The organism is Aliikangiella maris (assembly GCF_040719265.1).
GTDB lineage: Bacteria > Pseudomonadota > Gammaproteobacteria > Enterobacterales > Kangiellaceae > Aliikangiella > Aliikangiella maris.
In genome coordinates this window covers 37,716-53,192 of record NZ_JBFDAH010000008.1, presented here as the reverse complement: position 1 = coordinate 53,192, position 15,477 = coordinate 37,716, and the positions used below count along the sequence as shown (strand labels likewise).

Genomic DNA, 15,477 nt, shown 5'->3' with positions numbered 1-15,477 from the left:
AGTTTGATAAGTTAGCTATGTTTAAACATTCATAAATTTATCTTAATAGATGCAACATTTACCATACTTCGCATGACTTTTTGTTCATGACTAATGAGTACGATGGTAAATTTACCGACCAGTTGCTTAATTGTACTAATGACTTGTTCCGTATTTTTATTATCAAGATGACTGGTTATCTCATCTAAAATTAATAATTCTGGTTCATGCAATAAGGCTCTTGCTAATGCCAATCGTTGGCGTTCGCCACCAGATAATAATCCGCCATTATCTCCAATGACGGTATCAAGTCCCTGCGGTAAATGTTCAACAAAAGTTGCCGCAGCAAGATGAAGTACCGAACTAATCTTGTTTTCTGATATAGTCGTATTGCATCCCCATAGCAGGTTTTCTCGAATTGTTGCATGAAACAACAAAACATCTTGAGTGACATAGGCAATTTTTTTTCGCCATAATGCCAACTGAGAAACGAGCAAAGGACAACCATCAATTTTGATTTTTCCCTGCAATGGGTATAAAAGCCCCGAGAATATATCGGCCAACGTAGATTTACCAGAGCCAGATAATCCATTAATCAACAACATTTCACCCTTGTTTAAAGTTAAACTTAAATCCTTTATCACACTTTGATTTTCGTTATATTGCCAACTGATTTGACACAGTTCAATAGAATGATTAAATTCAAGCGCTTTAATATCAACATCATCATTTTGTTGAAGTCCCACTTCTTCACCTTCATAGCAGCGATGATTAACAATAGTACTTTCTTTTTCATTGATAAACTGTGCTTCGAGAATTCGTATGTTTTGCAAGGTGGGTACATGATGAATGAGTTTTTGATAGGTTTTATAGATTGCCGTCATATGGGGAATGAGACGAGAAAAAATAATAATCAAGACAATACTGCTCGCCACAGATATTTCTAGTAAAACTAACGATATATATAAAATTAAACTAAATAAAACTACCGCAAAAACCATATATATCCATTGTGTTAAAGCATTTATTTTAGCCAGAATAATTTGCTGTTTTTCTAGTTCAACACTGGCTTGGTAAACTTGATTTGCATGAAAATTTTCATTACAAAATATCTTGATTATCTTCAAGTTTTTCAGTTGCTCACTAAGAAGTTGAAAAATTCTTTTAAAAGCATTAAGTTGTTTTTTTCCCGAATGATAAACTCGTGCATTCAATGGTCTGGATGTCAATCCAAGTAACATCATTATTAGCAAAGCAATGAAACTTAGCTGCCAGGAAAAAATCATCATGATAATCCCCATTAAAACAAACAAACAGAGTTGACTCATCAAATTTAATAGTAAATTAGCAACATTACCAATGGTTTGAATTTGTCCAATTAAAGCGCTATTAAAATCAGATAGCTTTTGTCTAACAATAAATTGCCAACGCGTTTTTAATAGTTTTTGATAGAAATCATTTCGTAAATAACTAATATAAGAATGTTGCAATTTAGCAATAGAAACTAATAACTGATAACGAATCGTTGCAATTAAGCTAATAATAACAACATATAATATCAATATATTTATTAAACTTAAGGGTATGTTTAAATTTTCAAAAATAGAACCGACTAGTTGATTTATATTTCCCGGTGTTCCGTTATGAGTAATACCAATCACATCAAGTAAGGGAACAAGCAACATTAATCCTATTCCCGCAGTTGCTGCTTGCAGAATCATGTAAGAGAGTACTTGAAAAAAATTAAGTGGTGAAAACAGATAAACCGCTTTTAATGTAAGGTATAACTCATTAAAAGAAGATAAGTGTTTAACATTAATAGACATCAAGTATAAAATTCCATCCCCTCAAGCAGCCACAATTAATGGGCTCAGATAACATCCCACAATTCGATAGGCTTTATAACCTTGCTTACCGGTAATTATCTGATTTTTTATCATTAACCAGGCATGTGCTTTTAATTTATCCTGACCACGATTTAATTTAGCGCCAAGATACAAAACATAAGGAATTTCATAATGCTTAAAAAAATATGCCGCTATAATTGCCTGTACCAGACAGTGACAATGCCAAGGTGTATAACGACATACGAGCTGTATAATTTTTTTAAATTGATTGGCGGTAACAAGCTGTTCTTCTGACACCAATGTTGAGACTTGAAAATTACGATGATAATTTCCCAAATATCTTGAAACTCGTTGAAAAGGAAAAATAACTGTTATTAAACGGATCAATCCGCTCATAAAGTATAATTTAACAAACCAGCCTTTTTCCCAACCACTCAAGTGTCTGGCGGTATTTAGCTTCTGCCGAAATTGCTTAAGCATATATTCTATTAACAAACCAAATAGTTAAAATACTATAAGTGACTATATATCATCATCTAAAGCAACGATATTTAAATTTGACTACTTAGTTGCAACAATACAAACCTTATCGATATCTAACATGTCATTTAAAAATCTAATAACATCTGACTGACATTGTTGTTCAGCAACGTCATATTCTGCCTGTAATTTGTCACAAATATGTCTGACTGATTGGGGTTGTTCAATTATTTGCCAAATGTGAGTTGCGATAGCATCCAAACCATAATAATGGCCACTTTCAACATCGAGCATGACTGTACCGTCGTCAATTTGAGCGTCAACGACATCTTCATTTTTTTGAATAATAGAATTAATAGTTAACTGGTTCATTTTTTTGTTATCTTAACGTCAGTATTAATAGGAAAGGTTATTATTAATACTAGTTGAAAAGATAAAAAATTGTTATTTTTTTCAATCCAAAAACTCTTTAACTAATCATCAATAACGGAGCTCAATGCTGTCTCTCCAACATAAGAATCGATAGCATCCAGCTTATCGATCAGATGTAGTCCGGTAATGTGGGTTTGCCTAACTTCTATCCAGGCGCACGTGATTTTTCTTTTTAAGTACAATCCTTGTGTACTCAAACTACCGCTAATCGAGCAATTAGGGTTTGATTCATCAGTTTTCAATCCCAGATAGGTTACATGCGGTATTTGATAATAACTTAGCAATATTCGTGCTAAAAGCACGCGAACAACACTATCCGTTTTCCATGGCGTGTATTTTGCCATAATATCAATAATTTGCCCGATGCGTCTGGCAAATCCAAGCTGTATAAAATTAACTACCAGCTCAGGAATTTGACACTGCTTTCTCCCAAGCATTATCGTCAAGTAGCCCAGCGGAATGATTAATGAAATTAACCGAATCAATCCACTGAGTGGAAACAAAATAAAGATCCAGACCTTCTCACAGCGCTTTAACTGCCAAAAATATTGTAATTTTTCCGCAAGGTTTGCCGTCACGATTTTTAATCGCTCATACTGACATTAAATTAATGTCTATTATATTAGGCTAACCCTTTAATAAATAAAGTGGTGATTACAGAATTCATGAGATGTTAATATTTTTTTTTGAGATTATTTAAAATAACTTTAAAGGAAACCAATTTAAAGTTTTGGCGCTCCATCGGCATAACATTCCTTCCATCCTGAACAACAAGTAGCCCATCTGGATATTTTTCTCCCAATGAAAAGCTGACGGTTTCCAAACCATCAGTTTCTGACGCACCATCTATTTCTTGTTTTAAATTTGCAACAATTTTAAACGAACCTAGATATTTCATCGTTTCATTAACATCAAAAATCGCATAACTGTCATTTCCCTGACTAGAAACAATCAACCAATTATGATTTGCAGTTTGATAGAGTGCCAGTCCCTCAATATCAGCTTTAACTAATTCATTCACGGCAAATAGTTTTTGCGGTATAACATTTGGATTCAGTTGATTTTTTGTATCTTGTTGTAGCTGATTCTGTTGTTCTAGGAAACTCTGTTGCAAACTTTCATTTTCTCTCAAATAAGCGTTAATATCTAATGACCAGATACCATGATCTTCAATTCCGATGTATAAAATTCCACGTCGATCATCAGCCACACACCCTTCTGGTTGATCAATCACACTAAATTGCCCTGCTAATCGAGCTTCTACAGATGTGGGATAAACCGCAATATGATAAATATTAAATTTTCCTTGTTTATCATTAATGATGGCGTACAGCTGTTCATCTTGGCTCTGTCGATACAGACAGATTCCATAAACATCATCAAGTCCGGTCACCACAGTATTTATCAAGGTAGTCTGACGAGTTTGTTCATCAATCAAGAAAAAAGCCATCGCGTTTTGATTACGCTCACTAGCAACAGCTACCGCGTAAGATTTATTCCCCAATTCTAGCCCCTGACGAATATCAACATTATTTAATCTTCCTGCAGCAATATATTGCTGTTCGCTGCCATCCAAATTATAGATTGATAATCCCGACTTTTTATTAGTCCCAAGAATCAAGCTTTTCTGTGGATTTTTATGATTGACCCATACCGCAGGATCATCAGCAGCATCTCCCCAGTTTACAACGGGTGTTGTTTCAGCCGTTGGTTCTACAGTAAAAAAATTACTCTCTAAATTATTGACTGTTGATTCGTTAGCTAATTGTTTTTTACTAACGGTTTTACTAAAAACTAGTCGTTCTTCATCATATGAATGAATAGTCAATCGATTATTATAACTAAAACGTGCGGTAAAATTTTCATCTATTGGCTGCTCAAATGGAATGAATATCGAAATAGGTTTACTTGCTTTATCTTGTAATAAAGTTAATACATTTCTATTTTCTTGAAAAATGACAAGTCCAATAGAATCAACAAACTCTATTTTTTTTATGGGATATTTTTCTAATTGAGCTTCACTACTATACCAAACCAAACTTTTTTTAAGTGGTGTTTCAGCGTTTGCATTAAATTGCCAGACCCCTATATTTTCTTCTGCAATATAAAGTACTTGTCCGTTAGAATTGACACTACATCGAGAATCTTTTCCGACAAATGGAATCGTTCTAACGCTTTGATTGACTACTGATTTTAAATAGCTTCGATACACTGTTTTTTGCTCGACAGGTTCTTGATCTTTCAGCAAGAAAACATCCAAGGTTGCCAACGATTGATTATAGTAAAAACAAAAGCCTTCAAGAGCGCTATTTAATTCAGATATTGTGATAAGGCGAATCAGTTGATTATTTTTCACTTCGAAAAAATCTATCCCATTGGTCAGTGAATTTAGTGCGCCTATAAATAAATTTTCATTCGCATCATCATTAATAATATAGGCATCAACCTGTTTGTAACTTCCGGGATAGTATGAAATAACTTGATTCGCTTGATCTGTTAATTTTAATCCTTCCTTGTCACTTATGATTAACCATTTCTTTTGTTTTACAGCAACCATATCTTCTATTGCCAAACAATAAGAAGGAAGTAATATAAAACAAAGTAGAAAATTTAAAAACCAGTACTTTCTTTCCATTAAAAACGCTCGCTTGATTATAGCCTAGGGGCTCAACCATCAATTGTTGAGCCTTATTTCTCAAGTTAATTAAAAGGATCGCCAAGTAAAACCAACTTCATACGAACGGCCATATTCTTCATACTGATAATTATAGAGACGCTCAGTATGATACAAATAGAAAGGTTCATCGGTTAGATTAATTGCATTCAAATAGATGTGTGATTTGTCATTCAGAAAATATTTAACACTCAGATCTACCTGATTGTGTTTATCTTCATAAACCGATAAATCATTATCATCAAATTGATATGCTTTATTTTTATGTGTTAGGGTAATTCTAGAGCTAAACTGATTCGTTTCATAACCAACAACTAAATTAGCAACCGTATCAGCCTGGTTAGGAATTTCATTATCGGCATCCGTCAAGGTTGCATTTGCACTGATCAATAAACCTGATTGAAAATTTTTCACCCAGCTAAACTCAAAACCTTGAATGTCAACTTTTCCACCATTAATAGGTTGTACGACTTCTTCATAGCCACTCCAGGGATTATTGGGTTCATCACTTTGAACTTCTGCTAATATGATATAATTATCAATTGATTTATAGAAAACACCCGCGGATAATAATCCGATTTGACCTGGGTAATATTCTACAGCCCAGTCAAAATTAGTTGACTCATATGGCTTCAGTTGTGGATTACCAGCCTCAGCTTTACGTTCAGTTACCACACTTCCCTCTTCTGCTACCGTTTCAGATTCTATTAACTGATATGCCGCTGAATCAGCAAACGTCGATCTGGCAATAGTCTGACTATAAGCGAATCGAGTGAGCCATTTGTCATTAAATTGGTAAGTTGCATTTATACTGGGTAAAAGGTAGTCATAATCTTTATTGACCTGCCATGGATTAACCGATACTGTTTCTTCATCAGTAACCTCATTGATCGCTAATTCAACTTTGTTGCCAGTAGTTGAAAACTGTGTTTTTTCATAACGTAGTCCAGAGACCAAATTCCACTGACCAATATCCATAGTCAACATAACATAAGCAGCATTAATATCTTCTTCACTAATGAATGAACTTCCCTGACTATCAATTTGACTATCCAAAGTGTTAACGTCTAAACCATCCTGTACGTCAATAAACCATTGTTTAAGTTTGCGTCTATCTAATCCTGGACCAAATTTTCCAAGATTCCAGACTGGTGTATTAGCACTAAAATCAGCAGCGTTTACATTGCCGAACCCACCGTCGTAAATGGTGATGTCAGCATGATTAAATTTCTCGCGTCGACGTAATTTCGTACCAAATTTAAATTGGCTATTAAAGTTATTCCAAACGAAGTCATGAGAAAAATCAATCTTAAAACTGGTTTCTTTATCTTCAGTTAAATTATTAACCCATTCAATTTCATCCATTTCAAAAACAGATAAATCATGCGCGTTATCAGATTGTGCGAGTTTAGGTATCGCACCATCAGCTTGATAAACAAGGCTTAATGATTCGCCAGCAAAAGCCACATCGAGTCGGTCAGGCTCTTTTTCACTCGATTTGGAATAGCCAAAGCTGTACTCAATTAACCAGTTGTGCCAACTATTCAAACCGCCAGCGACAATCGAGGTAATGGTTTGTTCTTCAAAACGATCTTTAGTATCCCGATCCATTTCTGCATCAAAGAAATTCGCTGTAACCGCATTCCAGGTTTCAGGCTCAATCAGTCCTTTATCAAATTTATATTCATTTCTTAATCGATACTCATCATCAGAAAATTCACTCTGTAAAATTCGAAGATAGTAACTGTTATCATCAATTCGATAATCCAGATTAAGAGCCAGCCCAAGTCGTTCTCTTACAATCTGATAATTTCGTTGTTCGATTTCTTCGGTAGCAAAACCACTTACATCATCACCACTATTAACATCTTCAAACTCAAATTCTCCCCAGCCGCCATCTGTTTCTATATTAAATGAACCAAACTTTCTCTCAAAATAGCTAATTGCCGTTGCAATACCAATACGATGACCATTAGATAAATCTACTATGTCAGAGTAGCTCGCCGATATTTTAGGACTGTTTTCGTCTACCAACTCATTGTAACTATTTTGTACAGTAATACTGTATCCGCCTTCTTGACGATCGAAGGCACTTAAGCTTTTTACTTCAATCGAACCACCGACAGCATCAGCATCCATATCTGGCGACACAGTTTTACTGACTTCAAGACTACCAATTAATTCACTTGGAATAACATCCATCGCCACACTACGTACTCCACTTTCTGGAGAAGGAATATGACTGCCATTAATCGTTAAATTATTCAAATTTGGATCAATTCCCCGAATGCCAACAAAGCGACCTTCACCCTGATCTCGTTGAATAAACATTCCGGGCAGTCGTTGTAAAGATTCTGCAATATTTTGATCGGGAAATTCACCAACGGCATCTGACGAAACGATAGTTTTAATTTGATGTGCATTTTTTTGTCGATTTAAAGCGCTTGCTTGACTGGCACTTTGCCCCAAGACAATAACTTCTTCTAATCCATTATCAACCGGTTCAATTGAATATATATCTCGAATAACACTATCTTTGCCGAGATTAATTTGGTATTCAGCTTCTTTGGCGCCAAGATAGTGAATAACTAATGTATATAGACCAGACGGTATGTTTTTAAAACGAAAACTTCCATCGCGTTGACTTACCTGAGTTAAATCCAACTCTTTAATTTTGATTAAAGCACCTTGAAAGTATATTCTTTCACTTTTATCAGACACTTTACCAACTATTTCACTTTCTGCCAAAACAGATGTCGATAAGGCTAATGCCAAGGCTGCGACAACTGCGTTAACCCGTATACTTTTACCACCTAACATTAAATTCTCCAGCGCGCTTATATTGGTACTACTTTTATTAACTTTAAAATGTACGAAATCATATTTTCGCTACAAATTAAGGGCCAAAGATGACACACATATTTCAGTTAGTGGTAGGCGAGGTAAAATTACTGAGCAATTAGATTATTCCGATATCAAAATCATTTAAATTGAGCTAATTAGACTCTGCTAAATTGATTAATTAATCGATTGTTGCGGTATTTTTAATAATATCTTCAGCTATTTTTAAAATTCTTGTCAATCTCTTGAGCTAATATAACCCTGTTAAAAAATGTACGGCTCATATACACTCAGTTATCATTTTATTAAAGACTGTCGAAACCTTTTTTAATCTATGATTAACAACAACCAAACTACGCAATGTCATCATGCAATGGTTAGTTTAAGGTATCGCTTTTATTGTGATTAGATTAGAACTAAATAAAGTCACAGTAACTATGTTGTTATTAGATTAAGAAGGCTTGATGTTATTAATTAGCTCAATAATCATTTTTATCTAAATTAACTGACATTTTGTAAATTACATAATAATACAAAACTCACCAAGGCTTACCAATATGAGTTTTCAATTAATCAAACTACATCGCCAATTATTGATTAATACTTGTGGTTTTATATTGCTGACCCTCATTCTTACATTTTCAATTGGCTCGTTTAAGTCGACATCACAGATAGAAATTTCGGATATTCTTGGCGAAGGTGGTATTGCCTTAATTAGTCTCATATGGATCATAGCTATTTTAATCAGTCGACCGGCTGGGCGAGTTACTCGCCTATTGGTTTACGGACTACTGTTTTTACATATTTCGTTACTGCTTGATTTACTCGATGAATTTTTAATTTATCCTGCTAACCACACTTGGCTTACAGCGTATGAATCAATTCCAGCACCTATCGGTATGATTTTAATGAGTATTGCACTTTATCATTGGCATAATGAACAAATCATGCTCAATCAACAGTTACAAAATCGCGAACGATATTATCGTGAACATGCATTAAGCGATTATGTAACCGGACTTTATAGTGCACAGTACATGCATACTCAAATTCAAATGGAGCTGGCTCGGTCAAATAATAGCAGTCGATTTTGTTTGCTCATGGTTGATGTAGATAATTTTGATTATTTTGTACGTCAATTTGGTGATACTAAAGCAGATAGATTACTACGAGAAATTGCTAACTTGATTTTAATGAATTTGAGAACAACCGATCTAGCCTGTCGCTACTCGGGAGACCGATTTATTATCTTACTACCAGACACTCATTATGGCGAGGCCATACAAATCAGTTATCAATTAGAAACCGCCATAAACGCTTTGGCATTTAAACCTGAGAAAAATGCTCAAGCCTTTTATCATCGAGCAAGCATAAGTCTGGCAGACAGTAAAAACGTTGAAAATTTAAATGATTTATATCATGTACTAAATTCACAGATGGCCATCATAAAGCAAGACAAATCACAAGGTCGAGTAGCATGAATAAACACTGGTTTGATATTAACGAAAAAATAATTGATAGCCACCACATGGCTATCATCATGACTGATCTGGCAAAAAATCGTGGCGTTGAACCGAATAAGTTACTTAAAGGTAGTCAAATTTTTTATGAGGATTTAAATCAAAAAAATATTAAAATCAGTAGCAAGCAAATTTTTCAAATTATTACAAATGCACAAAAAATGGTACCAGGAAACGATTTGAGCTTTTTAATTGGTCGTCGGCTTTTTCCTGGAAATCGACATCACTTAAATCAATTACTTATGAACACTTGTCATTTTGCAGAGATGATTCGATTACTTCGTTATTTTCAACTTAGTCTTTTCCCTTATTTATACTTCAATATCGAACATCATCTACAAAAAACTTACTTTATTATATCACCTGCTATTTCACAAAATATCCATATTCAATTTTTTCAAGAGGTTTTATCTACAGCAATTCATAACAGTTGCAAATGGCGTATGAATAAAACGTTGCCTTTCCATTTCTATTTTCCCTTTGAGCGACCAACCAATATATTTGATTATGAAGAAAATCTTGGACAACAGCTTCATTTTAATCAACCTCTTATGATGATAGTTATCGACAGTCATTGGCTCAGCCGACCACTGGACGATAGCAGTCGTCTGCTTAAAATGCAAAATCTAAAAGTCTGTCGAGATTTGTTTCACCAATCATCCTCAGTAGGGCTTTTGCAGTTCATTGCTTATCAGCTTTGCCAAAACTATCAACTGAAACAAGACCAAGTTGCTGAAATTTTAGAGCTCAGTGAAGCGACGTTGAAAAGAAAACTCAAACAACATGGTACAACCTATCAAAAGTTAATCGATCAAGTTCATTCACACCAGGCTATTTTTCAAGTTTTCGTTAAAGGTGATATTAATGAATCCATTGCCAGAAAGTTACAGTTTAGTGATCTGACCAATTTTAGAAGAGCATTTAAGCGCTGGACCGGAACGACGCCCAGTCAACTGAAACGAATAGCTGGCTAGCTTAATCCGGTTTTCTTCTTAACATTAGATTAAACAGATGAGTTTAATCGTTAGTTAATCCCACTCTGCCTCTACATCCACTTATTCTCATTTAAATCTATTGTCAAAAATGATCAGAATTAAAAATCGAGTCAATTTTAAAATATTCAAAACTAGAATACTTTTTAAAATACTCATTGACAATATTCTATTACAAACTATACCTAAAGACTCGGATCCGCAGTTTCAAGAGAAATGTTCTGTTTTGAAAATCAGATTAGCAAATGCCATAGTTACCATTTTGCTGTGCTGTTTTTCAAAGCTTTTAATGTCCACTAACTTACCAATTAAGGATAGCACCATGTCTTACCCAGTCAATTGTGATAATGTTCTATTAGTAAACAGTGTTACTGCAAGTACTACAGTGAATCTGGTCGATAATATGCAAGTCGCAACGGTAAAAATAAATACAGCAGCGGGTTTATTAGGCACAATAACATTAAGTCCAGTACAACCAACGGCAACCAATATTGAATATAAAGCTGGCGAACAAGTTGTACAAATTTCTTCAATTACTTTTCACGCCGCTTTTGGCTTAACTGAAGGACAGGTTTCTATTGTGGGTAATGCCACTAATCAACAAGGTGCTGATACTGCACCATATAGCAAACAGATCTGTTCTTGGAGTAATTAAAAAAAATTAAGCTGAATCCATTTTAATTGGCAGTTTACTTTTAGGTAAACTGCTGTGCTTTTAACTGCTAACTCGAATTCTGCCTCTGAAAGCTTTTCTTTTATCATTGCTGGTCGTTGGACAACTGTTGATCAGCGTCAACAGCATAGCAGACCAGGCTGCCAATGAGCCTCAGGCACTGGTTTATTTAAAGCCTGGTGAAAGCAGTGAAAGATATTTTGGTGATTTAAAAGTAACGTACAAAATTGATGCTAATGGAAAACTGGTAACTTGCACTTTATACCTGGCAACCCAATTAGTCGGCGTTCACACTTTAGTAAAGGATGATACAGTATATAATTTTGATGTTCAGTTAGCTAATACCAATGCAAAAGGAAAACTCACCTTAAATCTGGCTGTTTATCCAGAAGTCTCTACATTATCAGGCAATTTTCATTACTCGGTATCAGCTAATAACGAATCATTTACTTTTATTGGAGACTTGGTAGGCTGGTATGTTTCACCCTAACTACAAATTAAAATGCCATAAAACATAAAAGTAGAATTCTTTTTTAACTCAAAATTAAGCTGTATTACATCATAACCAAATCAATAACTTGAGAAAATGGTGTTATTATGGCTGAATTAATATTTACCCAAAGTTCAGATTCAAACCAAATCTATTTGGCTCCAGAAGGTCAATTCTGGTGTGCATTTCTATTACCCGAAACACTACCCGATAAGACACCGAAACCTGGTAGCACGATAAAATTTTCGGAAACTGTACAATATCAGGGTTATTATCTATTTGCAGCATCAATACCCAATAATATTAGTCAATTTATTACTAATGCCTATCAATACTTAAACTCAATCAAAAAGAATTATCAAGCTGGGGCAATAGTGTGGTTTCAGCAACCAGATAATCCATTTTCAAATCAAAATATTCAATTGATCTATTTACAGGCCAAAAGCAGCTCTTCATTTACTTTATTAACCAGCTATAACTTTAACTTTGGCAATAACTTTATAACTTTATCACTTGCATCAGGAACGGGCGTTGAAGTCGATCTAGATACGGTGAATAATCGATTTATTATTTCAGGCCCCCCAATGCCTGAATTTATTAATCTTAGTGCCAATAATATTGCTTCTAATACCGAACCTCAAAGCAATGTAGAAATTCCTTTAACGGGCTGTGTGATGGGTGCAATTCGCTTTATAGTGGGTCTGAATCATGGCACAGATTTAGAAGCTTTCGATGTTTCGCAAAAATATTTTTTCTCTAATAACAATAGCCTTAATGAAATAAATTATCTTTGTTTTCAAGATGGAAGCCAAAATGATTTGATACTAACTCAAGCCAGTATTAACCCATTAGATTTATTAAATCAATCAGCGATCAATACTTATCTGGCATTAATCGGTTTAAATCAAAATAAAAACACGAATCAAACTTATCCAACCAATTTGGCAACAAACTTTCGTTCTGATTATGGTATACCAATTAGCTTTATCCCGAATATTGATCTCAGCTCAGCCAATGGTAGTGCAAATATTCCATCGGTATCGAGTGCGATATTAACATTCTCTGAGCGTTCACCAGATGACCATCAGGATAATTGGTACACTATTCCAACCGGCTATTTTATACCTGCGGTAAGTAATGACGATGAAAAACATCTAGACAAAAAAAATCAATTTAGATTGATTTGTGGGCTGTCTGGCACTGAGTCTATTTCAATTACAGCACAAACAAGCAATTCTAACGGAGATTTCATCTGCTTTTCGGGGAATCGCGCCGCTTATATTAATCAGTATCCAATTAGCAACAATACATTTAATATTGGTGCGAATAAGCAGCAAACACCGCTATCAAAAAATTACTTAACCGCTTGGATTGGAGTATTATCAGCCAATAGCAACGTGCCCATAATTTATCATTCCCAACCACAAGGCAGCTCACTATATACCAATAGTAGCAGCGATAACTTTTTAAGTTATTTTATTGCAAATTCAGGAACACTTAGCGGACATAAAAATATTATTTATTTTCCGATGGTTAGTTATGGAAAGAATACACAGTTTCCCACCAAGTTTAACGCGGCCCAATTTGAACAACAAATATTATCCCCCAATCGAAAAATTACCATTGCTGATGCTCTGATTAACGCACAAAATAGCCATCAGTCACAACCTTCTTCAACTAATCAAGACACAACACCACCAATACAATCTACCAGCCCGCAAGGATTTTATCTTGAAGTTAATCCAGCAACAGCACAATGGGAGAAAATGCAGTTAGCCAGTAATCAGTTTTTACAAAGTCAAGGGACACTATCGCCAATTTATAACTTATATTTCAGTATGCTGACTCCCGAACTGCAATCTGCATTTCAAACCAATCAACTATTTTTAGTTGTCACTTATAATAATGATGGAATTCTCGGTGATTTTTACAACTTAATGGAAATAGAAGAGTGGCCATTTGAATTTAAAGTGCCGCAAAGTAACACCTATGGACAATACAACAATATTTTAATTTTTAAATTTTGTGATCAATCACTTCAAGAAAGAGTGAACAACATTCAATACTGGACACAACCAGATAAGTTTAACAATACCACAGAAAATGGACTACCCAACATTTCTTCCTGGCTAAATGAGTATATTCAGCAAGGTATTAATAAATATGAACAGCAACATGATAATGACTATTATAAATTTTCTCAAATAGTCACCGATCCAAACTGGCAAGGTATGCTGGCATTAAAAGTTAATATTTCTCTCACCAACTTTCCTAAAGAACTACAAGGGCTATTAGCAGGTATCGACTTATCACGCTTTAATGCACACCATTTTGGTATTGATATGAGTGTTGTCAAAAGTGACAGTAAGTCACTGACCATGCAACCTACCAGTTCACTGTTTGGTCTAATTAATTATGAAGATACAACATTTCAATCCTATAACAGCGACATAGAGCGCTATCAAAGCAGTGCTCCCATCAATACATCAGCCAATTATATTTATCGCGTACTACAACTCAAAGTGGCTTTTGAAAATTCGAGAATTATTAACTTTAACAGCTATATTGCTTTAACAATTAATCAACTGTTTGGCGAAAGTGTCGACACTAGCAACCGTGCGAATCTACAGATTTTAAAAGGGACTTATGAAAATCATAATGGTATACCCGCTTATACATTTGATGCTACCAGCGATAATGTTATTAAGCTAAATAGTCATATTATTCAAGACGTTGAAATTTTAAAATCGAACTTTGTAACATTAGTTTCACAAGATACACAAAAAGCTGGCCAAGTAGAATCACGCTTTTCTTTTTTTGGTTATATTAATTTTTATGCACTAAGTGGAATGGACTTGCTATCATTTGGCAATGAAGATAATACACCGCTTAATAATAAAGGCGTTGCTTTTTCTAATCTTTATATAGATTTATCATTTCCACTCGACACACCAACTAACCAAGTGTTCACTTTTGATATTGAAAGTATTTCATTTGATTTGGGCAGTAGTTATTCCCGTTCGTCAAGTTTATATCGACATTTTCCATTACAACTAAATGGTCTAATTTCGGGAACAAAAGATAATTCACCTGATGCACAAGGTTACTTGAATTTATCACTTCCATCACTTGAACAGCAACAGGCAGTCAACGGCAATTGGTATGCGCTAACCTTTAAACTCAATATGGGTACACTCGGTTCATTGGCCAGCTCAGCAGGATTCAATACAACCTTTATGATTGCCTGGAATGTTGGAGGTAATGGTGTTTCGGCGGGATTAAAACTACCCGGCGTAAATCCACAAGCACCCGCACTTAGTCTACAAGGTGTATTAAAACTTGATATCGGTTCTTTAAGTCTCAGTGTCGCTGATGATAATAAATCTTATCTGATGAAACTCAATAATATCGCACTTAAGGTACTAGGATTAAGCTTTCCTCCTGGAGGCAATATTGGTTTCTTTTTGTTTGGCAATCCCGCAACAACTGCACCACCAGAAAGTCTAGGCTGGTATGGCGCCTATGTGAAAAATGGTTAGGAGATTTTGT

General features: G+C 34.8%; 11 protein-coding genes. 5 read left to right on the top strand and 6 right to left on the bottom strand.

The genetic code is table 11. From position 1 onward, the window contains the following. Nucleotides 1-29 precede the first annotated feature (29 nt). From ABVT42_RS09305 to ABVT42_RS09280, 6 genes are all read right to left on the bottom strand, one after another. Nucleotides 30-1,805, bottom strand: a complete 1,776-nt coding sequence (locus ABVT42_RS09305) for an ABC transporter ATP-binding protein (protein ID WP_353874591.1) — start codon at nucleotides 1,803-1,805, stop codon at nucleotides 30-32. 21 nt (nucleotides 1,806-1,826) lie between these two features. Further along, a complete protein-coding gene (locus ABVT42_RS09300; RefSeq protein WP_353874592.1) occupies nucleotides 1,827-2,306 on the bottom strand; it encodes a lasso peptide biosynthesis B2 protein in 480 nt (159 codons plus the stop codon). Nucleotides 2,307-2,387: 81 nt separating this feature from the next. Continuing rightward, complete coding sequence (locus ABVT42_RS09295) at nucleotides 2,388-2,678, bottom strand: PqqD family peptide modification chaperone (RefSeq protein WP_353874593.1); 291 nt, start codon at nucleotides 2,676-2,678, stop codon at nucleotides 2,388-2,390. A 101-nt stretch (nucleotides 2,679-2,779) separates the two neighbouring features. Continuing rightward, nucleotides 2,780-3,316, bottom strand: a complete 537-nt coding sequence (locus ABVT42_RS09290) for a transglutaminase-like domain-containing protein (RefSeq protein ID WP_353874594.1) — start codon at nucleotides 3,314-3,316, stop codon at nucleotides 2,780-2,782. A gap of 95 nt (nucleotides 3,317-3,411) precedes the next feature. Further along, entirely contained in the window at nucleotides 3,412-5,373 is a 1,962-nt protein-coding gene (locus tag ABVT42_RS09285; RefSeq protein ID WP_353874595.1) for a phytase, read from the bottom strand. 69 nt (nucleotides 5,374-5,442) lie between these two features. Then, the gene (locus ABVT42_RS09280) at nucleotides 5,443-8,232 is read right to left on the bottom strand and encodes a TonB-dependent receptor (protein WP_353874596.1); all 2,790 of its coding nucleotides are present in this window, start codon (nucleotides 8,230-8,232) and stop codon (nucleotides 5,443-5,445) included. A 578-nt stretch (nucleotides 8,233-8,810) separates the two neighbouring features. Between ABVT42_RS09280 and ABVT42_RS09275 the strand changes: the two genes are divergently transcribed. From ABVT42_RS09275 to ABVT42_RS09255, 5 genes are all read left to right on the top strand, one after another. After that, nucleotides 8,811-9,734 (top strand): GGDEF domain-containing protein, encoded by a 924-nt coding sequence (locus tag ABVT42_RS09275; protein ID WP_353874597.1) that lies wholly within the window; start codon nucleotides 8,811-8,813, stop codon nucleotides 9,732-9,734. Then, entirely contained in the window at nucleotides 9,731-10,747 is a 1,017-nt protein-coding gene (locus ABVT42_RS09270; protein ID WP_353874598.1) for a helix-turn-helix domain-containing protein, read from the top strand. Before ABVT42_RS09275 ends, ABVT42_RS09270 begins: the two co-directional genes overlap by 4 nt. Nucleotides 10,748-11,087: 340 nt before the next feature. Beyond that, nucleotides 11,088-11,420 (top strand): hypothetical protein, encoded by a 333-nt coding sequence (locus tag ABVT42_RS09265; protein WP_353874599.1) that lies wholly within the window; start codon nucleotides 11,088-11,090, stop codon nucleotides 11,418-11,420. Nucleotides 11,421-11,547: 127 nt separating this feature from the next. Beyond that, nucleotides 11,548-11,928 carry a hypothetical protein gene (locus tag ABVT42_RS09260; RefSeq protein WP_353874600.1) on the top strand — a complete coding sequence of 127 codons (381 nt, stop codon included), beginning with the start codon at nucleotides 11,548-11,550 and terminating at the stop codon, nucleotides 11,926-11,928. Nucleotides 11,929-12,035: 107 nt separating this feature from the next. Further along, nucleotides 12,036-15,467 (top strand): hypothetical protein, encoded by a 3,432-nt coding sequence (locus tag ABVT42_RS09255; protein ID WP_353874601.1) that lies wholly within the window; start codon nucleotides 12,036-12,038, stop codon nucleotides 15,465-15,467. Nucleotides 15,468-15,477: the final 10 nt, after the last annotated feature.